This is a genomic window from Nocardia otitidiscaviarum, assembly GCF_007362295.1.
In the GTDB taxonomy this organism is placed as follows: domain Bacteria; phylum Actinomycetota; class Actinomycetes; order Mycobacteriales; family Mycobacteriaceae; genus Nocardia; species Nocardia otitidiscaviarum.
The window spans coordinates 3,124,363-3,149,225 of sequence record NZ_CP041695.1; the positions used below are offsets into that span (position 1 = coordinate 3,124,363).

A 24,863-nucleotide genomic window follows, 5' to 3' on the forward strand; every position below is an offset into this window, starting at 1 on the left:
ATGAGTGTCTTCGGCCACGACCCCTGGTGGCTGGTGCTGGTCAAATCCCTCGGCATCTTCGTCTTCCTGCTGCTCACCCCCATGCTGGCGGTGTACGCGGAACGAAAGATCGTGGCGTTCATGCAGATGCGCGTCGGCCCCAACCGGGTCGGCCCGCGCGGCACGCTCCAGTCCATCGCCGACGGCGTGAAGATGCTCCTCAAGGAGGACATCATCCCGGCCATCGTGGACAAGCCGATCTTCGTGCTGGCACCGGTCATCTCACTGATCCCGGCGGTCATGGCGTTCGCCGTGATCCCGTTCGGGCCCGAGGTCAGCATCTTCGGGGAGACCACACAGTTGCAGCTCACCGATATGCCGGTGGCGGTGCTCTACGTGCTGGCCATGGCCTCGGTCGGGGTGTACGGAATCGTGTTGGCGGGGTGGGCATCCGGTTCCACCTACCCGCTGCTGGGCGGGCTGCGCTCCACCGCCCAGGTGATCTCCTACGAGATCGCCATGGCGCTGTGCTTCGCGGCGGTGTTCCTGCTCGCGGGCACCATGTCCACCTCCGGCATCGTGGACGCCCAGTACGGCACCTGGTACGTCTTCCTGCTGCTGCCGTCCTTCCTCATCTACGCGGTCTCCATGGTCGGCGAGACCAACCGCGCGCCCTTCGACCTCCCCGAGGCCGAGGGCGAGCTGGTGGGCGGCTTCCACACCGAGTACTCCTCGCTCAAGTTCGCCATGTTCATGATGGCCGAGTACATCAATATGGCGACGGTGTCGGCGCTGGCCACCACGCTGTTCTTCGGCGGCTGGCACGCACCGTTCCCGATCAGCCTGTGGGAGGGCGCGAACTCCGGCTGGTGGCCCATGCTGTGGTTCACCGCCAAGGTGTGGACGTTCCTGTTCGTGTTCATCTGGCTGCGCGGCACCCTGCCGCGACTGCGCTACGACCAGTTCATGAATCTGGGCTGGAAGCTGCTCATCCCGGTGTCGCTGGCCTGGGTCATGTTCGTGGCCACGCTGCGGGTGCTTCAGCTCGAGGGCATGAACGTGCAGACCCCGGGCATGGTGATCGGCGGCATCGTGGTCGCCATCGTGCTCATCGGACTGGTGCTGCGGGCCGGGCACGCGGGCGACGACCGCGCCGCCGCCGCACCCGATCCCGACGCCACCCGCATGTACTCGGACTTCCCGGTGCCGCCCATGCCGACCGATACCGGTGAGCGCGCCGCCAAACCCGGTCTGCTCGAACCACTCGCCGGATTCTGGGTCACCTTCTCCACCATGTTCAAGAAGCCGAATACCGAGCTGTACCCGGAAGTGAAGGTGCCCACCGCGCCCCGCTACCACGGACGCCACCAGCTCAACCGGCATCCGGACGGCCTGGAGAAGTGCATCGGCTGCGAACTGTGCGCCTGGGCCTGCCCGGCCGACGCCATCTTCGTGGAGGGCGCGGACAACACCGACGACGAGCGCTTCTCCCCCGGCGAACGCTACGGCCGCGTGTACCAGATCAACTATCTGCGCTGCATCGGCTGCGGTCTGTGCGTGGAGGCCTGCCCCACCCGGGCGCTCACCATGACCAACGATTACGAGCTCGCCGACGACAATCGCGCCGACCTCATCTTCGAGAAGCAGGATCTGCTCGCCCCGCTGCGACAGGGCATGCTCGCCCCGCCGCACGCCATGTACCCGGGCGCGGACGAGGGCTCCTACTACCGGGGTGAAGTGCCCGGCGCGACAACCGAATCCGAGCCCCGCACGCCCGCGGCGGTCGGCGCGGAAGGAGAGGCGCGATGAGTGCTCTGCTCGCCCAGGCGGAACCGATCATCACCCGCACCACCACCGGTGAGGCCGTGATGTTCTGGATTCTCGCCGTCGTCGCGGTGGCCGGGGCGCTCGGCATGGTGTGCGCCCGCAAGGCCGTGCACTCGGCACTGTGCCTGGCCGCCACCATGATCACCCTGTCGGTGTTCTACATCGCCCAGGACGCGCTGTTCCTGGGCGTGGTGCAGATCGTCGTCTACACCGGCGCGGTCATGATGCTGTTCCTGTTCGTGCTCATGCTGGTCGGCGTGGATTCGGCCGAGTCGCTGCGGGAGACCCTGCGCGGCCACCGGATCGCCGTGATCGTGGTCGGCCTCGGGTTCGGGCTGCTGCTCATGGCCGCCATCTCGCGCGGGATGAACGAGACCAGCGTGGCCGCCACCGGACCGGGACTGGGCGGGGACTACACGGTCGCCCAGCTCGCGGAACTGATCTTCGTGCGGTACGTGTGGGCCTTCGAACTCACCGGCGCACTGCTGATCACCGCCACCATCGGTGCGATGGTGCTGGCGCACCGGGAGAAGTTCGGGCCGCGCACCGATCAGCGGGAACTGTCCAAGCAGCGGTTCCGGGACGGCACCCGGGTCACGCCGCTGCCCACGCCCGGCGTGTACGCCCGCCACAACGCCGTCGACACCCCGGCCCGGCTGCCCGACGGCTCCTTCGAGGAGCAGTCGGTCAGCACCATCCTGCGGCACCGCCGACGGCGCGCCCACAACGAAGCCGCCGCGCTCTCGGTCAGCAACGGGAACGGCAACGGCCACAACCACTCCGACAGTTCGGACGAGGAAGGCACGCGGTGAATCCGGACAACTACCTGTATCTGTCCGCACTACTGTTCACCATCGGCGCGGCCGGTGTGCTGGTGCGGCGCAACGCCATCGTGGTGTTCATGTGCATCGAGTTGATGCTCAACGCGGTGAATCTGGCCTTCGTCACCTTCGCCCGCCAGCACGGCAATCTCGACGGGCAGGTCTTCGCCTTCTTCACCATGGTGGTTGCCGCCGCCGAGGTCGTGGTGGGCTTGGCCATCATCATGACCATCTTCCGTGCCCGCCGCTCGACCTCGGTCGACGACGCGAATCTGCTGCGGTACTGATATGGATACGCAGACGATGACGCTGTGGCTGCTGCCCGCACTGCCGCTGGCCGGTGCCGTATTCCTGCTGTTGGTCGGACGATTCAGCGATAGGTGGGGCCACTGGGTCGGCACCCTCATGGCGCTGGGTTCGTTCGGCGTCGCCGTGTGGGCGTTCGTGGAAATGCTCGGCCGCGCCGACGGCGACCGGGCCGTGCACCACGCCTTCTTCAGCTGGGTGCCGGTCACCGGGCTGAATGTCGACTTCGCCCTGCAACTCGATCAGCTGTCGATGTGCTTCGCACTCCTCATCACCGGAGTCGGATCGCTCATCCACATCTACTCGGTCGGCTACATGAACGGCGATCCGGGGCGGCGGCGGTTCTTCGCCTACCTGAACCTCTTCCTCGCCGCCATGCTGGTGCTGGTGCTCGCCGACAACTACCTGGTGCTGTACCTGGGCTGGGAGGGCGTCGGCCTGGCCTCCTACCTGCTGATCGGCTTCTGGTACCACAAGCCGTCGGCCGCGACCGCCGCCAAGAAGGCGTTCGTGGTCAACCGGGTCGGCGATATCGGGCTGGCCATCGCGCTCATGATCATGTTCGCGACCTTCGGCAGCGTGGACTTCCAGACCGTGTTCGGGGCCGCGTCGGCGGCGGGCGAGGGCACCCTCACCGCCATCGGCCTGCTGCTCCTGCTCGGCGCGTGCGGCAAATCCGCGCAAGTGCCGCTGCAATCCTGGCTCGGGGACGCCATGGAGGGCCCGACCCCGGTGTCCGCGCTCATCCACGCGGCCACCATGGTCACCGCCGGTGTGTACCTGATCGCCCGCTCCAACGCCATCTTCGATCTGGCGCCGGGCGCGCAGGCCGCGGTCATGGCGGTCGGCGCGGTGACCCTGCTCTACGGCGCGATCATCGGCTGCGCCAAGGACGACATCAAGAAGGCCCTCGCCGCCTCCACCATGAGCCAGATCGGCTACATGGTGCTGGCGGCGGGATTGGGGCCGGTCGGCTACGCCGCGGCCATCATGCACCTGCTGACGCACGGCTTCTTCAAGGCCGGACTGTTCCTCGGAGCCGGATCGGTCATGCACGCCATGAACGACGAAACCGATATGCGCCGCTACGGCGGACTGCGCAAGATCCTCCCGATCACCTACATCACCTTCGGACTCGGGTATCTGGCGATCATCGGGGTGCCGCCGTTCGCGGGCTTCTTCTCCAAGGACCGCATCATCGAATCGGCCTTCGCCTACGGCGGCTGGGGCGGCTGGGTGACCGGTATCGCGGCGCTGGTCGGCGCGGGCGTCACCGCCTTCTACATGACCCGCGTCATGCTGCTCACCTTCTTCGGTGAGAAGCGCTGGCACTCCGACGCGCACCCGCACGAAGCGCCGGTGAGCATGACCGGGCCGATGATCCTGCTGGCGCTGGGCTCGATCGCCTCGGGCGCGATGCTGGCTTTCGGTTCGTCACTGCAGAATTGGCTCGCGCCGGTGGTCGGATCGCATCACGGTGAACCCGTGCTGCCGATCTGGATGATCACCTTCTTCGCCCTCGCGGTGGTCGCGGCGGGTGTGTGGGTGGCCTACGACCAGTACGCCAAACGGGAGATCCCGGTGCTCGCACCCGCGGGCAACGCGCTCACCGTGGCCGCGCGCCGCGATCTCTACCACGACGCCGTCAACGAGGCCGCGTTCATGCGGCCGGGCCAGCATCTGACCCGTTCGCTGGTGTTCGTCGACAATCGCGGGATCGACGGTCTGGTCAACACCACCGCCGCCGTCATCGGTGGCCTGTCGGCTCGAATCCGGCGCGCGCAAACCGGATTCGTGCGGTCCTACGCCCTGTCCATGTTCACCGGCGCGGCCCTGGTGGCCGCCGCCCTGCTGGCGGTGAGGTACCTGTGAGCGAGTTTCCTTGGCTGACAACGCTGTGGGTGACACCGCTCGCCGGTGCCGCGCTCACCCTGCTGATTCCGGGAGCATGGCGGACGGCCGCCCGTGCCTGGGCGCTGCTCGTCTCGCTCGGCACCCTCGGCATCGGGATCTGGCTCGCCACCCGGTTCGTGCCCGGTGGTGAGCATTTCCAATTCGTCGAATCACACGAGTGGATACCGGCTTTCGGGGCCGGATACACCGTCGGCATGGACGGCATCGCCCTGGTGCTGGTGCTGCTCACCGCCGGATTGGTGCCGCTGCTCATCCTCGCCGGATGGAACGACGAACGCGCGGTGGGCAGCGGGCCCCGGGTGACGCACTACTACATGGCGCTCACCCTGGTGGTCGAGGCCATGGTGCTGGTCTCCTTCACCGCCCTGGACATCCTGCTGTTCTACGTGTTCTTCGAAGTGATGCTCATCCCGATGTACTTCCTCATCGGCGGATTCGGGCCGCGCATCACCGATGTGGCGCTGCGGCAGCAGCGCTCCCGGGCGGCGGTGAAATTCCTGCTGTACAACCTGTTCGGCGGGCTGATCATGCTGGCGGCGGTGATCGGGCTGTACGTGCTCACCGTGCGCGAGGGCATCGGCGGCGAGAACGGCACCTTCGATTTCCGGGCCGTCATGGAGGCCGCCAACACCGGACAGCTCGGGGCCGGACCGGCGGTGCTCAATGCCATCTTCCTCGGCTTCATGTTCGCCTTCGCGGTGAAGGCCCCGCTGTGGCCGCTGCACACCTGGCTGCCGGACGCCGCGGTGGCCGCCACCCCGGCCAGCGCGGTGCTCATGATGGCGATCGTCGACAAGGTCGGCACCTTCGGCATGCTGCGCTACTGCCTGCTGCTGTTCCCCACCGCCGCATCGGATTACGCGCCGATCATCAGCGTGCTCGCGGTCATCGGCATCATCTACGGGGCCCTGCTGGCCATCGGGCAGACCGATGTCATGCGGCTCATCGCCTACACCTCGATCTCGCACTTCGGCTTCATCATCCTGGGCATCTTCGCGATGACCAGCCAGGGCGGCTCCGGGGCGACGCTGTACATGGTCAACCACGGCATCTCGACGGCGGCGCTGTTCCTCATCGCCGGATTCCTGGTGTCGCGCCGGGGCACCCGCGTCATCGCCGACTACGGCGGGGTGCAGAAGGTCGCGCCGATCATGGCCGGAACGTTCTTCATCGCCGGACTGGCCACCCTGTCACTGCCCGGACTGGCGCCGTTCGTCAGCGAATTCCTGGTTCTCGTCGGCACCTTCACCCGGTACCCGGTGGCGGCCGTCTTCGCCGCCAGCGCCCTGGTACTCGCGGCGCTGTACGTGCTGTGGATGTACCAGCGCATGATGACCGGGCCGGTGAAGGAGGGCAGCGACAAGATCTACGACCTGCTGCCACGCGAACTCGCGGTGGTGGTGCCGCTGATCGGGGCGTTGATCTTCCTGGGCGCGTACCCGAAACCGGCGCTGGACGCCATCGATCCGGCGGTGGCGCGCACGCTCACCACCATAGGTAAGCAGGATCCGGCACCGACCGTGCAGCCCGAGGCCGCGACCGAATCCACGCACAGCGGAGGTACACACAAGTGAGCGGTACTCCCCTTCTCGCCGCGGTATCCGATTCACTGCTCGCCGCGACCGTCCCCGCGCCCAGCATCGAGTACCGGGACCTGTCCCCCATGCTCATCGTGTTCGGTGTGGCCGTGGTGATGGTGCTGGTGGAAGCGTTCCTGCCCAGGCGTTTCCGCTATGGCTCACATCTGGTGCTCGGCCTGGGCGGTCTGGCGGTGGCGCTCGGCGCGGTCATCGGACTGCGCGGCACCGAGGCCACCGCCGTGGTCGGCGCGGTCGCCATCGACGGGGTGACCCTGTTCCTGCAGGGCACGATCCTGGTGGTGTCCATCCTCGGCCTGCTGTTCCTCGCCGAGCGGCGCGCGGACCGGAATCCGGTGCGGCGGGAAGGCCCCGGCACCTGGAGCCTGACCGCGTCCAAGGGCGTGGACGCCTTCACCCCGCAGGCCGCCGCCACCCCCGGCAGCAGCGACGAACTGGCGGCCGCGCGGGCCGGTGTCGCCACCACCGAGGTGTTCCCGCTGGCCATGTTCGCGGTGGGCGGGCTCATGCTCTTCCCGGCCTCCAACGACCTGCTCACCATGTTCGTGGCGCTCGAGGTGCTGTCACTGCCGCTGTACCTGCTGTGCGGGCTGGCCCGGCGGCGACGACTGCTCTCCCAGGAAGCGGCGCTGAAGTACTTCCTGCTGGGGGCGTTCTCGTCGGCGTTCTTCCTGTACGGAATGGCACTGCTGTACGGCTACGCGGGCAGTGTGCGTCTGTCCGGCATCGCCGAGGCGATCTCGCGCGACGGCGGTGAGCGCACGCTCGCCATTCTCGGTGTGGCCATGCTGGCGGTCGGCCTGCTGTTCAAGATCGGCGCGGTGCCGTTCCAGTCCTGGGTGCCGGATGTCTACCAGGGCGCGCCTACTCCGGTCACCGGCTTCATGGCCGCGGTCACCAAGATCGCCGCGGTGGGCGCGCTGCTGCGCGTGCTGTACGTCGGGGTGCCCGGGCTGCGGGACGATTGGCGGCCGATCCTCGCGGCCGTCGCCATCGCGACCATGATCGTGGGCGCGGTATTGGCGATCACCCAGACCGATATGAAGCGCATGCTCGCCTACTCGTCGGTCGCGCACGCGGGCTTCATCCTCACGGCGCTGGTGGCGACGAACACCGCGGGCATCTCCTCGGTGCTGTTCTACCTGGTCGCCTACGGGCTGGGCACCATCGGAGCCTTCGCCGTGGTGACCCTGATCCGCGACCGCAACGGCGACGAGGCGACCACGCTGTCGGCCTGGGCCGGGCTCGGCCGCCGCTCCCCCTGGCTGGCCTCGATCTTCGCGCTGTTCCTGCTCTCCTTCGCGGGCATCCCGCTCACCAGCGGCTTCATCAGCAAGTTCGCGGTCTTCGAGGCGGCGGCGTCGGGCGGGGCCACCCCGCTGGTCATCGTCGGCGTGGTCACCAGTGCGGTGGCGGCGTTCTTCTACGTCCGCGTCATCGTGCTCATGTTCTTCACCGACCCGCCGGAGGACCCGCCGACGCTGGTCTACCCGACCCTCACCACCACCGTCATCGCCGTCACCGCGGCGGCCACCCTGGTGCTCGGCATCTTCCCGCAGCCGCTGCTGGACCTCGCCGAGCAGGCGGCGGTGTTCACCGGTTAGCCTCTCTCGCACACACATCGGGCCCGCCGCGATCGTCGCGGCGGGCCCGATGTGTTCGACGGCGGTGCCGGGTGCACTAGACGGGCGTGCATTCGATGCTGGAGTACTTGGCCTCCCCGCGCCATTCCGTCTTGGCCAGCCCCTTGGCCGCGCGCACACCGTACTTCGACTCGACGGTCAGCGGCCCGAGCTGCTCGCCGCCCCACGACTCGGCGGTGCAGCTGTAGGTCTGCACCCGAGCCTGGGCGGTGCCCGAGGCGGCGAACCCGAACACCGGCACCATGGCCATGACCGCCACCGGCAATCCCACGAGGTATCGAACTCTCACCAACTGCTCCTCACGTACCGAGCTGAACGAACGCCGCCCATCCTCACACAGCCGCCGCCGGACCGTGGGGTGTGCGCTGGAAATGGCGCGAGCCGGGGATACCGACAGCGACCACACTCGTTCCGAAGCCGAAAGTCCGGACCACCGAGGTCCACGGCTATTCGATTGCTGATCCTTCAGATGGTGGACATTCCAGAGTTTCCCAATTCTGGGAAGCCCTGATGAATTGAGATCGCCCCTTCTGCGGGAAGATCAGGTGCTTGGCACGGCCTCCTCGAGAACAGGATTCGGTCTCGTTCGGGTTGTGCCGGTAGGGATGGGGTTGCTGTGGATCATTTCGGGATCGGCTGCCGGGCCGCGGTATCGACGTTGATCTCACTGTCGGAATCGAGTGATCCAGTTTTGCCGCACACTCGCGGAGGCGCATCGTGACGCCCGGAGGCGCAGGCGAGATCCGCAGGATTGTCGACCGGATTCTGGCCGTACCGGGTCCTTTCACGCCGGAGTCCGTCTCCGAGACGTGCTCGGTCGCGCTGTTCGAGGTGCCCTGCACCAATCCTCACGTGCGCGAGTTCGAGGCACACCCCGAGACGGGTCCGTTATCAACAATCACCTTCCGTGGATCTCGTACGTTGTCCGGTCCTCCGAAGGGCTTGGTGATAATGGACGTTTCAGCGGGATGCCGAATCACCCAGGCCGATCTCACGACTCGCTTTCACCATTCCTCCGAGCATGTCAGCGCCAACCCTCGGATACCACCAGAGGGAGTCATCTCGTTCCAGGAAAGGCGCGGTCTCCGAACGCTGTACCTACAGCTCACCGCAGGAGCCAGGACACTTAGCGCACTCAGCGTGCACGAGACGCCATGAGCCGGGTCTCGCAACTCGTCGAAGAGATCGCCGCCCGTACCAGCAACCTGCTGCGGCGGGCCGGCGAGGGCTTCGTCACCCGCTACCGGGCCGGCAGCGGCGGATTGCGCACCACGGCTACCGGGCTGACCGGCGCTGATCAACGCAATACTCCGAAGTTCACATGGGATCGCGCTTCGAGGATCGCATGGACGAACGGTTCAGGAAGTGGACGCGCTCGTCGAATTGTCTCCCACACTGGCGAAGACTTTGCGGGATTTGGAAGCGGATGGGTGGATTATTCTATGGGGCCGAAAGGCAGTGGGTATTACGCCGTCCGAGAGCAAAAATTGATCAACATCGACATCGCCGCGAAGGGAGACAATCTGCTTTTGACAGATATCATGGCTCATGAGGCCGGGTACGCCAGGAAGAGCGATGTACCCCTTTCAATAAGACCGCCCACAAAGAGCATGACACGCGAGCAGTGGATTAATGAGCATCTGCACAATTCATTCGTCGATGAAGCCGAGGCTGAACTAACGTCCGCGCAGGTGCGGAGAGAAATCTCGGAGAACGGCGGTCCGGATATCCGACCTTTTTACAGTGTTAGCTATGCCAGCGGCACGATATCCCGCCAAGAGGCGCGTCTCATAATCGCCGACAGCATCAACCACCCGCATTCGTTTTGGTATCAGGAATACTATCCCTTCTATCAGAAACTGTCTGACGACTACTTCGGAAATTAGGTGACCGCTGGAACATGGACGACCACCTCTGGAACAGCGAACCTCCGTCGCGACACATTCGTCGGCAGATGAGACCGCGCCCGGACCCGTCGTCCACGGTGACGGCGGTCGGTGATGACGGGTGCGCCTGGGGAACAGGTATTGCAGCAGTTGAGGCGGATAGCGGCCGACATGGTCATACTACTCAGCCGCCAGACCGGTCCTCACCTGCACGGCACACTGGGTGAACTCGCCGAGGAGGTCCGCGCGGCACGCAGCAGAATCGCCGATGCCGCCGAGCGGGGCGGGCATGAGATCGAGAAAGCCAGTGAGGGGCTGAGCCCCGATGGCGCGGGACCGAATCCACTCGAAGACAGTGTCCCGGCACCGCCGCTTCTGATCGACCGGTCCATTCCAGGTCAGCGGTACTATAAACAGGATCCGACGAGTCCGCGGCTATATTCCGAAGGCACAGTCGGCCCGGGCGGCGAGCTCTACATGACCATTCGAACCCAACTGGAAAATGGGCAGCGTTCGGAACTGCTGAAGGGCGCAGAGCAGTTCCGGGCCATCATGAAATTCTTTGAAGGTGAATTCACCTCGATACTGGGGAACTGGCAGTGGGGTTCGAACCTCGCCCGCTTCAACGAACTCACCGCTCGCGGATTGTCATCAGAGGTCGCGGCGGCGCAGACATGGACGGGGAAGCAGGCAGCCAGCGCAGGCTACCGAGCAGTACGACTTCTGAACGCTCAGGGCGATCCTGGAGCGTACACAACCGTGGAGGTAGAGTTCACCCGATGAACGATCGTGATCCGATGCCCGGCAAACAGGAAATCGGCGAGCGGACAATTGCACTGGTAATCCAGATGCACCAGTGGGGACTTACACCCTCTCGAATTCTGCGAGAGATCATCAGGCTTTATCCGAACGTATCGACACCCGAGCTGATGGATGTGATGCGGAGCGCATTCTCCCTACCCTACCCAGCGGTTCAGTGCATCGGAGGCTGGTGGGCGGATGGGACTGGTGAACTTTCCGATACCGATCTCGATGCCTTCTTGGTCGAAGAAATTTCCAGGCATTACCGGTCCGGAACCCCGTGAACATGTGCCGGTAGCGCGAGTGATCTAAGTCACAGTGTGTCAGGAAATTTGGAACTGCGGTGTCTGGTGCATGAACCCCTCGGAGTGAAGGAGACATCATGGGCGAGAACATCGATGTGGTCGTGGTCGGCGGCGGGTACGCCGGGATCATGGCGGCCAATCGCCTGACCCAGCGCGACGACGTGACGGTGACCGTGATCAACCCACGGCCGGTCTTCGTTCCGCGGCTGCGACTGCACCAGCTGGTGGGCGGTACCCACGACGCGGTCGTCGAATACCGGGACGTGCTCGCCGAGGGCGTCCGGTTGGTCGTCGACAACGTCACCGGCATCGACGCGGCCGGACGCGGCGTGACGCTGGCCGAGGGCGGCCGGATCGGCTACGACTACCTCGTCTACGCGGTGGGCAGCGGCAGCGCGGGGCCGCGGGTACCGGGCGCGGCCGAGTTCGCCTATCCGATAGCCACATTGGAGGCGGCGCGGCGCTTGCGCTCGGTGCTGTACGACACGCCGATGTCGGCGGCGGTGACGGTGGTCGGGGGCGGGCCGACCGGGATCGAGACCGCCGCGGAACTGGCGGAGCAGGGGCGCAGCGTCACCCTCATCTGCGGTGGTGGCCTCGGGCCGTACCTGCACCCGCGGGCGCGCCGCACCGCGCGCAAATACCTCACCAAGCTCGGCGTCGGCCTGCTGGAGGGTCCGGATACCGCGGTCGCCGCGGTGACGTCGGACGCCGTGGAACTGCGGGACGGTCGCACCCTGGCGAGCCGGGTCACCATCTGGACCGCGGGATTCGGGGTGCCGGAGCTGGCCGCGCGCAGCGGTCTGCGCACCGATGCCGCGGGGCGACTGCTCACCGACGAAACCCTGACCAGCGTAGACGATGAGCGGATCGTCGCGGCGGGTGACGCGTCGGCACCCTCGGATCTGCCGTTCCGGATGAGCGCCTACGCGGCAGGCTGCCTGGGCGCACATGCCGCGGACACTGTATTGCACCGGATCGCGGGTGAGCGGCCGACGCCGATCGACCTGTCCTTCCCCGCCATGTGCATCAGTTTCGGCCGCCGCACCGGCATCTTCCAGCTCGGTCGCAAGGACGACACCGCACTGCCGCTGTACTTCACCGGATTCGCGGGCCGCAAATTGAAGGAGTTCTCCTGCGCCGCCAGCGTCGACCATCTGGTGACGGAGGCGGGCAAGCCCGGTTCGCACCACTGGCCCAAGGACGGCAAGCATCGACCGGCCCTGCTGGCGCAGCGCGGCGACGCCACGGCACCCGTCGCATAGGGCGGGAGCGAACCCGATGGACTCCACGCGCGAACCCGGCCGACCCCGGCGGTCCGGTGTGCCCGCCGACCCCCGCGCCGCCGTCGCCGCGACGGAAACCTTTCTCGCCCACCGTAATCTGCTGTTCACCGTCGCCTACGAAATGCTCGGCTCGGCCGCCGACGCCGAGGACGTGCTCCAGGAGACGTGGATGCGCTGGGTGAAGGTGGACGCGGCGGAGGTCGCCGAACCGCGTGCCTACCTGGTGCGGATCACCACCCGGCAGGCGCTGAATCGACTGCGGTCGTTGAAACGCCGCCGCGAATCGTACGTGGGGTCCTGGCTGCCGGAGCCGCTGCTCACCACCCCGGATGTGGCGGCGGATGTGGAACTGGCCGAAAGCGTTTCGATGGCGCTCATGCTGGTACTCGAGACGCTGACCCCGACCGAGCGGGCCGTGTTCGTGCTGCGCGAGGCCTTCGGGATCGGCTACGACGAGATCGCGGCCGCGGTGGACAAGACCCCCGCGGCCGTGCATCAGATCGCCCATCGCGCCCGCCGCCACGTCGAGGCCCGGCGTCCGCGCCGCACGGTCACGGCCGACCAGGCCGAGGCCGCCGTCGAGGCGTTCCGGCACGCCCTGGAAACGCGGGACCTGAGCGGACTGCTCGCGGTGCTCGCCCCCGACGTGGTGGCGATCAGCGACGGCGGCGGCATCAAACAGGCATCCCCGCGGCCGATCCACGGCGCCGACAAGGTCTCCCGCTTCATCGTCGGCGGGCTCACCAAGACGCTCACCACCACCGATATCACGATCACCGTCGAGCTGGCCACGGTCAACGGCGGTCCCGCACTCGCCCTGTACGCGGACGGCGAACTCGACGGCGTCATCGCCGTACACGTCGAGGATGCGCGCATCACCGGCCTCTTCTATGTCCGCAATCCGCGCAAACTCACCCACGTCGACTCCGAAACCCACCTCACGCTTCGATGATTTACCCGGAAATTGGACGAGCACCGATGAATCTCGAGTCCGCGAGCGGTCCAACGAGTTATGCGGAAACTTGTCTACACCTACGGTGTATCCCTGGATGGCTACATGAACGACCGCGACGGCGGCATCGGCTGGACCACCCCGGACGACGAACTGCATCAGTTCCACAACGACCGCTTCCGCGAGCTCGAGATCTCGCTGCACGGCCGTCGCATGTACGAGCTGATGGCCGATCACTGGCCGCACGTCCCCGAGGACGCCCCACCCATCGAACGCGATTTCGCCGAGCTCTGGACCAGCAAACCGAAGGTCGTCTTCTCCCGGACCCTCACCGAAGTCCACTGGAACAGCACCCTGGTCCGAGAGAACGCGGTCGAGGAGGTGCGCGCGCTCAAGGCCGGAGGCGACGGCGTCATGGAGGTCGGCGGCGCAAACCTGGCCGCCACACTGCTCCCCCACGGCCTCATCGACGAGTATCAACTGTTCGTCTCGCCGATCCTGCTCGGCGGCGGCACGCCGATGTTCCCGCCCCTGGACAAGCACATCCCGCTGCGCTTGGCCGAAACGCGACACTTCAGCACCGCGGTATTGCTGCGCTACCTCGCCGACTGAGCCCTCGTTCAGACCGGAATTTGGGACAGGAGCCGTGTCCTGAACCCCGCATGGCCCGTTCTCGGTGCCGGATACGCCGAATCCGATGTCGGGGGGGGTGGCCTGCTGCGGCTGCATCAGCTCGCCATCGGGCGGCGATTGCGCCACCCCGGACGGAAGTGCCACTGAGTGTCGGTGTTTCGGCGGCGTGGCCTATCCCGCGAGCCGTTCGATCGTCGCGAGCCAGGCGGGTGCGCCGTCCGGCGTGAATCGGGTTTCGATGATCTCCGGTGCGATGTCGGCGACCTGCCAGTCGGGGTCGTCGTCGAAGGGGGCTGTCAGCGCCTCGCGGCTCACAGGGTGTGGACCCGGGTCGGGACCGTTGTCGCCGAAGCAGAGGATGAACAGTCGGGAGCCGGGTATGGTCACCGATGTGAGGCTGTGCGCGTAGGCCGTTCGCTCGTCGGCGTCGAAGGTGTGGAAGAGGCCGCTGTCGACGACGGTGTCGAAGGTGCGGTGCAGCAGGTGCAGCCGGAAGGCATCGGCCACGGCGAATTCGGCGTCGAGTCCACGGGCGGTCGCCTTGCGCCGGGCCATGGCGATGGCGGTCTCGGCCACGTCCACGCCCAGGACCGCGCCCCCGGCGGCAGCGATGTGGAGTGTGTTCTCACCGGTTCCGCAGCCCGCGTCGAGGACGGTGCGACCGAACGCCCCCGCCGCCGCCAGCCGTACGATCGCCGGTTGCGGGCGGCCGGTGTCCCACGGGGCGGGTTCGTCCCGATACGACTCGTCCCAGGACAGACCCGACCTGCGTTCGTGACTGGTTGGCTGCCGATCCGCCAGCGGTTCGTTCACGGTGCTCCCATCCGGCCACCGCTCCCGGCCGATGCTCGTCAGGACAGGTCCGCACCCCGGTCCCGCTGCACCTGCTTCCAGAGCGCGAGCGGCATGAAATCGTAAGCGGTGCCCAGGATTACCGGCTCCGGGAACACCTGTTCCGGCTGATTCTGCAGATGCACGCTCAATACGTGCACCTCACCGTCGATCCGGCACCACCGAGCTTCGTGGCCGTTGCACTTGGTGATATGTGGGCCCGGTTCGTCGGCGCGCCCCATCACACGCCCCTATCCCTCCGCTGTGCGATCAGTCCGCAGCCACCGCCGCGATACGGAACGGCGGCTCGAACTACCTGTGCCTGTTCAACATACCCGCAGCGGATTGAGGATTCCACGTGTCGGCCAGGTGGGAGGTCGGCGCGGCTATATGATCCCCCGCTGAGGTCGTGCGCCGGCACGCGTAACCTATCGCCGCCAGCGCGGCCACTCCCGGTAGGTGGCCGCGCGCAGCAGCCACTCGACCGGACCGTAGCCGTGACCGCGCAACCACCACGCGCTGAACCACAGCTGCATCAGGTAGGTCGACAGCGCGATACCCACCGCGACGGCGGGGGCGACCCGATCCGCCAAGGCCAGCCCGTACCCGGTGAACACCAGCATCATCACCACCGATTGCAGGATGTAGTTGCTCGCCGCCATGCGACCGGCCGGCGCCAGCCACGCGATTCCGCCCGCCCAGCGGCCGCGCGCCAACCAGAGGACGGCTGCCATGTAGCCGAGCGTCACCACCGGATTCACCAACTCCTGCACGCCGTACCAGTGCGGGGGCAGACTGCCGTCCGTGGACGCGAAGAAGAGGGTCGCGAGCGATACCGGCAGCCCGACGAGCCCGCCCGCGACGAGCCCGATACGCGTCCAGCGGCGCAGCAGGTCGGCGTTCTCGAAGATCCGCCGCTTCCCGGCCGCCATGCCGATGAGGAACATGCCCAGGCTCGGAACGCCCTGCGTGAGCCAGATGAGGAACATGAACACCGGCGCGGTGTCGAGTTGGGCGTGGAAGGTGTCGGCGGGACTGCCGGTATATCCGGCCCGCATGGCCTGGAGGTCGAAGACGGCACGCAGGCCTTCGATTTCGCCGCTGCCGGGCAGAAAGGAGAACGCCACGAACGCCAGGTACAGCACCACACCCGCGATGAACGCCGTCCGGGGCCGGATCTTGCGCAGCAGCACCAGGATCAGCCCCAGCGCCGCGTAGAGGGTGAGGATATCGCCGAACCAGAGCAACATCACGTACGCGAGACCGATCAGGAACAGGGCCAGGCACCGCCGTAGCAGCCGTGGCACCGGCCGCGCTCCCGCCCGCTCGGCCGCCGTGATCTGCAGCGTGAACGAGTAACCGAACAAGAAGGCGAACAGCAGGTAGAACCGGCCGATGAACAGCCCGTCGACGATCGCGTAGACGAACCGGTCGATCGTCCCGTCGTAGAGGTGACGCGGGTCGTCCTCCGTGCCGGTGAACGACAGCACCGTCGTGAGGACCGCGACGTTGGTGATCAGGATCCCGAACAACGCGAATCCCCGCAGAATGTCGATCTCTCCGATGCGGCGGACACGGGACGATGCGGCAGGCGAACCGGACATAGGGCAACGCTATGTCCCACCACCCACTCTCACATCCACCGCGCGGGTCAACCGCGACAGCGCCATCTGATACCTCGGGACTACGAACCGCGTATGAAGGGGTTCCGGTAGCAGTCGCGCGGAAGACAACGCATATGGCTGGACCAGCAGCGATTGCTTTGTGATCGGTTCGGGTTGCCAGCTGGTGCGGTATGAGCTCGGCTTGGCTGCCGATGCGGTTGGTCGGCGTGGTGGAGGTCGGGTTTCGTGGCAACTGGGGGTTGCCCACCGAACCTTTATGTGTAACTGTCTGTAACACATTTGTTGGTCGGTGTGGACCACGGAGCGTGATGTCGCTTCTTCGTGGGTGCGCGCCCGGTCACGGAGGAGTCAACGGAAATGTCGGAGACGCAGTTCGATGTCGTGATCGTCGGCGGGCGCTGTGCCGGAGCCACGCTGGGCGCGATGCTCGCGCGTGGTGGATTACGGGTGTGCGTGCTGGACAAGGCGAGTTTTCCCAGCGAGACGCTCTCGACATGCGCGTTCCAATCCAACGGGGTGGAGGTGCTGCGCAGGCTCGGGGTACTAGAGGAGGTGCTGGCCGCGGGCGCGCACGTGGTACGGCGAGCCACCATCACCAGCACGCACCAGAGATTCACGGTGGACCTCGACCCGGATGCCTACGGTCAGGTGCTGGGTATGCGCCGCACGACCATGGACGCGATCCTCATCGACTACGCCGCGCGCGCCGGCGCGGAGGTCCGCACCGGCTGCCCGGTGGAGGCGGTGATCGTCGAGAACGGGCGGGCCCGGGGCGTGCGGACCAGGTCAGGGGAAATCCGGGCGGCGGTGGTGATCGGCGCGGACGGCCGCTCCTCGACGGTGGCGCGGTCGGTCGGGGCCGAGGAGTACCTCACACGGCGCGGTGGCCGGGTGCCGACCTGGTCGTTCTACGAGGGGGTGGCGCCCGAGCACGATTTCTTCTTCGGAGCGGTCGGGCAAGCCGGGGCGGGGTCGACGGCGTTCCTCGGACTGCCGCTGGACGGGCAGTTCCTTGTCACCGTGGCCCCGCCGGCTGGGCAGGCACGCGAGTATCTCGCCGACCGCTACGCCGGTTTCGATACGCGGCTACGGTTGTTTCCCGGGCTGGCCGCCGCGGTCGAGGGCGCGACGCGCGTCGGCCCGATCCGGGTATTGCAGAAGTGGCACAGCTATTTCCGTGTGTCAGCGGGGCCCGGCTGGGCGTTGGTCGGCGACGCCGGTCATTTCAAGGACTACTCCCTGGGGCAGGGACAGTCCGATGCGTTCCGCCAAGCCGAACACCTGGCCCAGCGGCTGATCGACGGCCTGTCGCCCGGCGGTGACCTCGACGAGGAACTCGCGGCGTGGTGGCGTTGGCGCGACCGCGACGCCTGGCAGATGTATTGGGCCAACTCACTTCTCGGGGAACCGCATCTGCCCGACGGTTTGGCCGATGCCCTGTTCGAGCTCGCCGCCCGCGATGACGCGCTGGCCATGGACTTCGCTCGCATCTTCAACAAGAAGGTCACTCCCCTGCGGGCCGCGGCCGCGCCGCCGCGGCTGGCACGGGTCGCGCCCGGGGTGGTGCGTTCCCATGTCGGGCTCGCGCCGACCGAACTGTCGCGCAACGCGCAGGCCAGCGCCGAGTTCCTCGCGTTCAGCATCCAGCTGCTGGCCCGCCACCCGCGCACGCCGTGGTCCCGCCGATACCGGCGCGCGATGCGCCCGGCAGCCTGAGCACCCGCCTCTTCCGGGATTCACTGGCGCAGTAGCCGGAAGAAGGTGCGGATGTCGTCGACGAACAGCTCGGGAACCTCGAAGGCGGGGAAGTGCCCGCCCTCGGTGTGTTCGCGGAAGAAGGCGACGGCGTCACCGGCTCCGAGAACCTTGCGTACGAACGGATCGCTGTAGAACAGGGACTGGCCTTGGGGCACCGGTGACGACCCGCCCCAACCGGTGTTCTCGGCATGCGCCATCTCCCAGTAGAAATCGGCGGCCGCGGGCCCGGTCCGGGTGAACCAGTACAGGCTGGCGGTGATCAGGACGTTCTCCCGGCTGATCGGGGTCGCGGGATTGGCCCACTCCACGAACTTCTCCGCGATCCACGCCAACTGCAGGATCGGGGAATCGGCCAGCCCGGCCGACAGCGCGTTGGGTTCGGTCGAATGCAGTACCCGATAACCCTTCATCTGTGCCCAACTCCGTTGCGCCGCTTCGAGTTGCTTGCGCTCATCGGCATCGAGTCCCGCGGGTACGGGGAGGTCTTCGCCGACCATCCCGACCTGGAGCCGGTCGCCGTGCGTGTGGGCGCCGATGACCCGCTCGGGCAGCAGTGCGGCGACTCGGCCGGTGACCCCCGCGCCGATATCGCCGCCCTCGACACCGAAGCGGTCGTAGCCCAGCCGTGTCATCAGCTCCCCGAATGCCGACGCCGTCCGGTCGAGGTTCCAGCCGCCTGCCGAGAGCGGGCTCGAGAACACGAATCCGGGCAGCGACGGAATCACCAGATGGAAGGCATCCGCCGGGTCGCCGCCGTGGGCGCGGGGATCGGTCAGCGGCCCGCTCGCGGCGAGGAACTCCACGAACGAGGTCGGATAGCTGTGGTTGAGCAGCAGCGGGGTGGCGTCGGGTTCGGGTGAGCGCAGGTGCAGGAAGTGGATGGTCTGCCCGTCGATCTCGGTCACGAAATGCGGCAGCGTGTTCAGCTCGGCTTCGTGTGCGCGCCAGTCGAATCCGTCGGCCCAGTACGAGGCCAGCTCGTGCAGGTAGTCCGGGGCGATGCCGTGGTCCCACCGCGAGCCCGCGCCGGGCACGGGATACGGCGAACGGGTGCGGGCCAAACGGACACGCAGATCATCGAGCTCAGCCTGCGGAATCTGAATCCGGAAGGGAATGATGTCAGCGTTCATGACCTCAACCTAGAGTCGCCGCAGGTCAGAAACTGTCCTAGATCAGCAACCCAACAGGTGTGTCGTGCGGCACTGCCGCACCCTCGGCATCCGGAAGGGCCCGCGCGTCTTCCCAAACCTAATTGTGTTAGGTTAAAACCTAATAGTCATAGGAAGAAGGGAGCCGCATGTCCCCGCGCGCAGGGCTCAGCGCCGAGCGAATCACCAGCGCGGCGGCCGAACTCGCCGACGAGATCGGCTTCGACAAGGTCACCCTGTCCGCCGTCGCGCGGGGCTTCGGCGTCAAGGATCCGAGCCTGTACGCGCATGTGCGCAATCTGCACGACCTGCGGGTGCGTATCGCGCTGCTGGCATCGGGTGAGATGGCCGATCGCATCGCGGCGGCGGTGGCGGGACGGTCGGGGCGGGACGTGCTGTTCGGGTTCGCCGGGGCTTATCGCGGCTATGTGCTCGACCATCCGGGCCGCTACGCCGCCACCCAGATGCGCTTGGACCCGGCCGAGGTGGGCGACCACCCCGCCTTGCTGCGCACGATCGAACTCACCACCGCCCTGCTGCGCGGGTACGGACTCGACGAGCCCGCGGCCACCGACGCGGTTCGCCTGCTCCGCAGCACCTTCCACGGCTTCGCCACCCTGGAGGCGGCCGGCGGCTTCGCCCACCCCCGCCCCACCGACACATCGTGGGCACACATCCTCGACGCCCTGCACCGCACACTCGAGCAGTGGCGGCACACCGATAAGGAGCACTGACAATGAGATCCGGGACGGTTCGATCCGGCACCCTGAAAACCCCCGGCGCGACCATCTACCACGAGGTGCGCGGCAGCGGACCGCTGCTGCTCATGATCCCCGGCGGCGGTGGAGACGCGGGCGTCTTCGATGCCATGGCCGAGGTCCTCGAGCGGCATTTCACCGTCGCCGCACTCGACCCGCGCGGCTACTCCCGCAGCACCCTGGACAGCGGTCACCCGGAGCGGCAGGTCGTGGCCGTGCAGAGCGATGACGCCCACCGCCTGCTCGCGCACCTGAGCGATGAGCCCGCCTTCGTTTTCGGCACCAGCAACGGTGCCATCGTCGGTTTGGACCTGCTGGCCCGCCATCCCGAGCAGGTGCGGGCTCTTATCGCGCACGAACCACCCTGCTTCGCCGTGCTGCCCGATGCCGAGGTGCATCGCGCCATGGTCGACGAGGTGTACGCCCTGCTGTGGACCGAAGGTGTCGCCGCCGCCGGTGCGCGCTTCATGGCCGGAATCGGTCCGGCCATGAAGCCCGCACCCGAGGTCTCGGAGCTGAGTCCGCGCGCTGCGGCCCTCTGGGAGCGCCTGGCGGCCAACGCTCCGCGCATGATCGAGCACGAGTTGCGCGAATTCACCTCTTATGTCCCGGATTACGCCGCTCTGGCGGGCGTGGCGCATCGACTGGTGGTGGCGGCGGGGCGGGAGACCCGGGGCTGCCTGCCGTATCGTCCGGCCGAGGTGATCGCCGACCGCCTCGGCCGCGAGTTGGTCGAATTCCCGGGGGCGCACAACGGGACCCGGACCGACGCGCCCGAATTCGCCGGGCGGCTCATCGGCGCGTTCACGGCGGTCAGGTGAGCGTGCGGCACTACCGCCCTGCGATACGAGCGCACGCGGTAGCGAGGGCGGCGGCCGGTTCCTCGGCCAACGCCGTTGTCCGCCAGGCAATGTACTGATCCGGGCGCACCAACACCGCTCCGGTGGCCCCGATGCCCGGTACGTCGTCGACGTCGACACCCACCGCGGTCAACTCCGCGTCGAGGCGGTCGGCGAGTTCTCGCGCCGCCGCCGTCCACTCCGCGGCCGGCGACAGCAGGGTGTAGCCGGGCCCCACGAGGTCGAGTGTCGACACTCGGTGTCCGTCGCGCTGCAACCATCGATGCGGTAGGCGGGAACCCGGCGCACCGTCCAATGCGAGCGAGATGTCCTCGTGGGACGGCGGTTCCGGCACCGCATCGATGACGGCCGCCGAATCGTAGCGGTACCCGAGCTGGACGACCGGGGCGTTCCACGCACCGACTGCCGCCCGGGCGGCGGCCGCGTCCGCCCCGGTATCCCAGTGCAGGCGGGGGTCGGGCAGTCGCAGCAGCGCCTGGTCGAGCGTGAGCGCCGCGATCGGGCGGCGTTCCTGCTCGTAGGTGTCCAACAGGGCTGGGCCGCACCATCCGTCGAGTACCGCCGCCAGCTTCCAGGCCAGGTTGTGCGCATCCGCGATACCGGTGTTCAGTCCGAACGCCCCGAGGGGCGGCACCGTATGGGCGGCATCACCGACCAGGAATGCCCGGCCGACGCGGAAGCGGTCGGCGAGCTGTGCCCGCGGCCGCCACGGAAGCACGCTGCGCACCTGAGCGTCGAGTGTGGCGTCACCGACGGCCGCGCGAATCAGGTCACGGCAGCGCGTCTCGGTGAAGTCGGCCGCCGATTCCCCGTTCTCCTCGGCGATGTCGACATGCAGGGTCCACTCCTGTTCGCCGTCGATGGTGGCCAGCATCCCGGTGATCGCGGAATTGGCGATATTGCAGGTCACGAATCTGGTTCCCCGAACATAGGGTTCGAGGTCCGCGCGGAAGAGGATGTTCACCTTGGCGCTGCCCACCGCGCCGGGCCCGGAGGTGCCGACGCCGAGGGCGGTGCGAATTCCGCTGTGTGCCCCGTCGGCGACGAGCAGATACACCGCGCGCACCGTATCGCCGTTGTCGAGGGTCGCCACCACGCCCGTACCGTCCTGCGTCACGGCGGTTACGCGTCGCCCGTAGCGCACGGTCGCTCCGCGTTCGCGAGCGGCGGGCAGCAGCACAGCGTCGAGTCGATGCTGCGGACAGAGCCCGCGGACCTGCGCCGGGCTGGCGATGTCCTCGGCCGAGAAGCCGCTGGGGGTCGGCAGCGCGGGGAAGGCCGTCAGCTCCGCCCCGGCCAGGGTTTCCACCGCGATCTTGCCCAGACTGCCGCCCGGCAGGTCGACGCACGCCGCGTCGATGGCGGCTTCCAGGCCCAGTTGTCGGAAGAACTCCATCGTCCGCGGACCCAGACCGGTGGCCCTGGGATGAATGGACGGCCCTGCCTGCTCCTCGACGACGAGGGCGCGGACGCCGCGGTGGGCCAGGAAGAGCGCGGCCGCCAGGCCGACCGAGTCCCCGCCGGCGATGAGTACGGGCACCGTGGTCTCACACATGATCACATCCTTATGGCTACAGTGTTCCCACTCCGGATACACCGTAGCCATAGTGCTAGGCTGCCCGCAACGGGACCGTGAGGAGGACGACCATGGCAGAACCGGCGGACCCCGCCGCCCACCTGGTGTGGAACAAGGACCAGCGCACGCCCGCGCGACGTGCGCCGAGTGTCGATCGGATCGTGCGTACGGCTATCGGCATCGCCGACGCCGACGGCCTCGCGGCCGTCTCGATGCGTCGTGTCGCGACCGATCTCGGCTCCGGTACCGCCTCCCTGTACCGCTATGTGGCCAGCCGCGACGACCTGCTCGACCTCATGATCGACACCGTGCACGGCGAGACGGAGCCGCCACGGCCCAGCGGTGACGGACGCGCCGATCTCGCCGCCATCGCCGGGCATCTGCGCGACACGCTGCTGCGCCACCCGTGGCTAGGACCGGAGCTCGCGGGTCGGCCCGCCCTGGGACCGAACTCGCTACGGCGCCACGACATCGCGCTGGCCGCCGCGAGCGAATTGACCTCCGACATCACGCTCGCGGCGAATATCGTCGATGCCGTGACCGCGTACGTCCTGGGCGCCGCCGGCCAGGAGCTGGCCGAAATGCAGGCCCAGCGGCGATCCGGACTCAGCGAGCAGCAATGGCGCGAGGCCGTCGGACCGTACCTGCGCGGAGTGATCGCCGAGGGCGCCTACCCGCACTTCGCGCGCAGGGTGATCGACGCCCGCGACAGCTCGGCCGCTGAGCGCTTCGCCTTCGGGCTGGACTGTGTCCTCGACGGTATAGCGGCCCAAACGGCCCGGCCGCGATAGCGCCCCCACGACCCGCGGTCCGGCCACGTGACTGCGACGCTGCTGCGGCAGCTCCTCAGGGGAGGGCGGTGACGCTGGCGAGAGTCCGTGCGGTGCCGTCGATTTCCAGCTGCAGGTGCAGGTCGTTCGCGCCGCGCCAACTGCGCAGCGTCACGTCATTGCCGGCCATGACCGGTCCGACGTGTTCGACGATGGCGCGGTGCGGTCGTGCGTGCAGGTCCGGATGGGCGGTCAGTAATTCCTCCACGGCCTGCCAGTGCACGGCGTTGTTCACGTGGTCGTGGCGGTCGAAATCGGTGGCGCGCAGGGGGAAGGGGCGGGCGTCGGTGGCGGGGGTGGTCTGCTCGTGCAGCGCGGCCTTCCAGCGCAGCCGGTGTTCGGTGGTCACCGCCAGCATCGGCGACATGAAACGGTCGGTCATGCGGGCCGGACGTCCCGCCTGCGGATCCACATTGATCAGGAACTGCTCGACCTCGACGACGCCGCCCTGATCGCTGTGGATCTGGATGCGCGCGTTGAACCAGCGGTTGGACAGCGCCGACGGCCAGCGCCGCAACCGCACCCGGTCGCCGAACCGAATGGGCCGCAGCACGTCGATCACCGTGCGCCGCACCAGCCAGGCCGGGTGCAGATGCCCGTCCTCGGCGGCGCGCAACTGGTCGTAGCCGATATCCATGGCGTAGCGCGCGATGCCGTCGAGACGCAGCCGCTCCCGAGTATCGGTGTCGGCCAGGCGGACCGCCCAACTCGCCTCGTACGCCTCGCCGTCCGGGCGCGGCGGCAGCGGGAAGTCGATCACCGGTTGTTCGGTGCGGTACGCCGTGTCGGTCGGCAAGAGGTTCCTCCGTCTGATGGATGGTGGTCGGTCACCGGATCGCGATCTCGCCCGGAACGCTACCCGCAACCATTGGGCAGCCCAAGGATCTCCGAAGGCCCCGCTGGGACGGATCAGTACGTACCGACGATCTGATCGGCGGCGCGCTCCAGCCGCACGGCCGTCAGCACCTCGGAGACGCCCAGCGTGAGGGTGAACAGACCGACCACCACCGACAGGGTGGCGATGGACTGGAACGGCACCACGGCCACCGCGATGCCGACGACCGTCGTGGTCAGTCCGACCGCCTCCTGCCGTCCCGCGCCCGCGAGTTCGTCCGACCAGGCCGCCACCAGCGCCAGCACCACACCGCGCGCCATCCAGCCCATGCCCACCCACATGCCCAGCAGCGGAACCCATTCGCCGCTGCCGAAGCACCAGTACGCCAGGGCGGCCGCCAGCAGGGCGCTGAAGAACTCCAGGAACCGCAGCGCGGTCGGTATGTTCGCACCGAATGCAACGATCGCCTGCACCGCCGCGGTGGCGAGGAGGACCAACCCGAACAGGGTGCCCGCCACGGTGGTGGACTTGTTCGGCCAGACCGCTGTCGCCAGCCCGAGCACGGCGGAGCACACGCCGATCACCAGCAGTGTCTGCCAAGCCCACTCGGCGAACACCGCGGTACGCCCCTCGATCCGATTGGTGGGCATAGAGCAATGATATGACCGGAAAGTCGGATTACCTGGACATT

The 24,863-nt window shown here is 67.5% G+C and carries 24 protein-coding genes; 16 read left to right on the plus strand and 8 right to left on the minus strand.

Features of this window, described 5'->3' with window-relative positions:
* From nuoH to nuoN, 6 genes are all read left to right on the plus strand, one after another.
* Complete coding sequence (nuoH, locus tag FOH10_RS36265) at window positions 1–1,788, plus strand: NADH-quinone oxidoreductase subunit NuoH (protein ID WP_143984079.1); 1,788 nt, start codon at window positions 1–3, stop codon at window positions 1,786–1,788.
* Window positions 1,785–2,618, plus strand: a complete 834-nt coding sequence (locus tag FOH10_RS13770; RefSeq protein ID WP_039813840.1) for an NADH-quinone oxidoreductase subunit J — start codon at window positions 1,785–1,787, stop codon at window positions 2,616–2,618. Before nuoH ends, FOH10_RS13770 begins: the two co-directional genes overlap by 4 nt.
* On the plus strand, window positions 2,615–2,914 hold the full coding sequence (nuoK, locus tag FOH10_RS13775) for an NADH-quinone oxidoreductase subunit NuoK (RefSeq protein WP_029927508.1): 300 nt from the start codon (window positions 2,615–2,617) through the stop codon (window positions 2,912–2,914). The genes FOH10_RS13770 and nuoK overlap by 4 nt, the downstream gene beginning before the upstream one ends.
* Before the next feature lies 1 nt (window position 2,915).
* Window positions 2,916–4,805 (plus strand): NADH-quinone oxidoreductase subunit L, encoded by a 1,890-nt coding sequence (nuoL, locus tag FOH10_RS13780; protein WP_425326141.1) that lies wholly within the window; start codon window positions 2,916–2,918, stop codon window positions 4,803–4,805.
* A complete protein-coding gene (locus FOH10_RS13785; RefSeq protein WP_029927506.1) occupies window positions 4,802–6,421 on the plus strand; it encodes an NADH-quinone oxidoreductase subunit M in 1,620 nt (539 codons plus the stop codon). Before nuoL ends, FOH10_RS13785 begins: the two co-directional genes overlap by 4 nt.
* Before the next feature lie 89 nt (window positions 6,422–6,510).
* Entirely contained in the window at window positions 6,511–8,049 is a 1,539-nt protein-coding gene (gene nuoN, locus FOH10_RS13790) for an NADH-quinone oxidoreductase subunit NuoN (protein WP_143984081.1), read from the plus strand.
* 76 nt (window positions 8,050–8,125) lie between these two features.
* Here nuoN and FOH10_RS13795 read toward each other — a convergent pair whose 3' ends face one another.
* On the minus strand, window positions 8,126–8,377 hold the full coding sequence (locus FOH10_RS13795) for a hypothetical protein (protein ID WP_143980993.1): 252 nt from the start codon (window positions 8,375–8,377) through the stop codon (window positions 8,126–8,128).
* 865 nt (window positions 8,378–9,242) lie between these two features.
* Here FOH10_RS13795 and FOH10_RS13800 point away from each other — a divergent pair.
* The 6 genes from FOH10_RS13800 to FOH10_RS13825 all read left to right on the plus strand — a co-directional run bounded on the left by FOH10_RS13800 (window position 9,243) and on the right by FOH10_RS13825 (window position 13,930).
* Entirely contained in the window at window positions 9,243–9,974 is a 732-nt protein-coding gene (locus tag FOH10_RS13800; protein WP_143980994.1) for a hypothetical protein, read from the plus strand.
* A 141-nt stretch (window positions 9,975–10,115) separates the two neighbouring features.
* Window positions 10,116–10,757, plus strand: a complete 642-nt coding sequence (locus FOH10_RS13805; RefSeq protein ID WP_221937969.1) for a hypothetical protein — start codon at window positions 10,116–10,118, stop codon at window positions 10,755–10,757.
* Complete coding sequence (locus FOH10_RS13810) at window positions 10,754–11,059, plus strand: hypothetical protein (protein WP_143980996.1); 306 nt, start codon at window positions 10,754–10,756, stop codon at window positions 11,057–11,059. The genes FOH10_RS13805 and FOH10_RS13810 overlap by 4 nt, the downstream gene beginning before the upstream one ends.
* Window positions 11,060–11,157: 98 nt before the next feature.
* Complete coding sequence (locus FOH10_RS13815; RefSeq protein ID WP_143980997.1) at window positions 11,158–12,345, plus strand: NAD(P)/FAD-dependent oxidoreductase; 1,188 nt, start codon at window positions 11,158–11,160, stop codon at window positions 12,343–12,345.
* A 142-nt stretch (window positions 12,346–12,487) separates the two neighbouring features.
* On the plus strand, window positions 12,488–13,318 hold the full coding sequence (locus tag FOH10_RS13820) for an RNA polymerase sigma-70 factor (protein WP_244962077.1): 831 nt from the start codon (window positions 12,488–12,490) through the stop codon (window positions 13,316–13,318).
* 60 nt (window positions 13,319–13,378) lie between these two features.
* Complete coding sequence (locus FOH10_RS13825; protein WP_143980999.1) at window positions 13,379–13,930, plus strand: dihydrofolate reductase family protein; 552 nt, start codon at window positions 13,379–13,381, stop codon at window positions 13,928–13,930.
* Between the two features lie 192 nt (window positions 13,931–14,122).
* Here FOH10_RS13825 and FOH10_RS13830 read toward each other — a convergent pair whose 3' ends face one another.
* The 3 genes from FOH10_RS13830 to FOH10_RS13835 all read right to left on the minus strand — a co-directional run bounded on the left by FOH10_RS13830 (window position 14,123) and on the right by FOH10_RS13835 (window position 16,386).
* Window positions 14,123–14,764: a class I SAM-dependent methyltransferase gene (locus tag FOH10_RS13830; RefSeq protein ID WP_143981000.1), complete on the minus strand. Its 642-nt coding sequence runs from the start codon at window positions 14,762–14,764 to the stop codon at window positions 14,123–14,125.
* Window positions 14,765–14,802: 38 nt separating this feature from the next.
* Window positions 14,803–14,934 carry a hypothetical protein gene (locus FOH10_RS36050; RefSeq protein WP_255056020.1) on the minus strand — a complete coding sequence of 44 codons (132 nt, stop codon included), beginning with the start codon at window positions 14,932–14,934 and terminating at the stop codon, window positions 14,803–14,805.
* A 276-nt stretch (window positions 14,935–15,210) separates the two neighbouring features.
* Entirely contained in the window at window positions 15,211–16,386 is a 1,176-nt protein-coding gene (locus FOH10_RS13835; protein ID WP_143981001.1) for a DUF418 domain-containing protein, read from the minus strand.
* 378 nt (window positions 16,387–16,764) lie between these two features.
* Between FOH10_RS13835 and FOH10_RS13840 the strand changes: the two genes are divergently transcribed.
* On the plus strand, window positions 16,765–18,123 hold the full coding sequence (locus FOH10_RS13840) for an FAD-dependent oxidoreductase (protein ID WP_143981002.1): 1,359 nt from the start codon (window positions 16,765–16,767) through the stop codon (window positions 18,121–18,123).
* A gap of 20 nt (window positions 18,124–18,143) precedes the next feature.
* Here the strand turns inward: FOH10_RS13840 and FOH10_RS13845 are convergent, their stop codons facing one another.
* The gene (locus FOH10_RS13845) at window positions 18,144–19,295 is read right to left on the minus strand and encodes an epoxide hydrolase family protein (RefSeq protein ID WP_143981003.1); all 1,152 of its coding nucleotides are present in this window, start codon (window positions 19,293–19,295) and stop codon (window positions 18,144–18,146) included.
* 167 nt (window positions 19,296–19,462) lie between these two features.
* On the opposite strand from FOH10_RS13845, the gene FOH10_RS13850 reads away from it, so the two are divergent.
* Together FOH10_RS13850 and FOH10_RS13855 are read left to right on the plus strand one after the other, a co-directional pair.
* Window positions 19,463–20,047, plus strand: a complete 585-nt coding sequence (locus FOH10_RS13850; protein WP_143981004.1) for a TetR/AcrR family transcriptional regulator — start codon at window positions 19,463–19,465, stop codon at window positions 20,045–20,047.
* Window positions 20,048–20,049: 2 nt separating this feature from the next.
* A complete protein-coding gene (locus FOH10_RS13855; protein ID WP_143981005.1) occupies window positions 20,050–20,892 on the plus strand; it encodes an alpha/beta fold hydrolase in 843 nt (280 codons plus the stop codon).
* A gap of 10 nt (window positions 20,893–20,902) precedes the next feature.
* Here FOH10_RS13855 and FOH10_RS13860 read toward each other — a convergent pair whose 3' ends face one another.
* The gene (locus tag FOH10_RS13860; protein WP_186000829.1) at window positions 20,903–22,486 is read right to left on the minus strand and encodes an FAD-dependent monooxygenase; all 1,584 of its coding nucleotides are present in this window, start codon (window positions 22,484–22,486) and stop codon (window positions 20,903–20,905) included.
* A 92-nt stretch (window positions 22,487–22,578) separates the two neighbouring features.
* Here FOH10_RS13860 and FOH10_RS13865 point away from each other — a divergent pair, with 92 nt between their 5' ends.
* The gene (locus FOH10_RS13865) at window positions 22,579–23,298 is read left to right on the plus strand and encodes a TetR/AcrR family transcriptional regulator C-terminal domain-containing protein (RefSeq protein ID WP_143981007.1); all 720 of its coding nucleotides are present in this window, start codon (window positions 22,579–22,581) and stop codon (window positions 23,296–23,298) included.
* Between the two features lie 55 nt (window positions 23,299–23,353).
* On the opposite strand, the gene FOH10_RS13870 is transcribed toward FOH10_RS13865, so the two are convergent.
* Window positions 23,354–24,133 (minus strand): acyl-[acyl-carrier-protein] thioesterase, encoded by a 780-nt coding sequence (locus tag FOH10_RS13870; protein WP_244961972.1) that lies wholly within the window; start codon window positions 24,131–24,133, stop codon window positions 23,354–23,356.
* A gap of 113 nt (window positions 24,134–24,246) precedes the next feature.
* On the minus strand, window positions 24,247–24,822 hold the full coding sequence (locus FOH10_RS13875; RefSeq protein ID WP_143981008.1) for a DUF308 domain-containing protein: 576 nt from the start codon (window positions 24,820–24,822) through the stop codon (window positions 24,247–24,249).
* Between the last annotated feature and the right edge of the window lie 41 nt (window positions 24,823–24,863).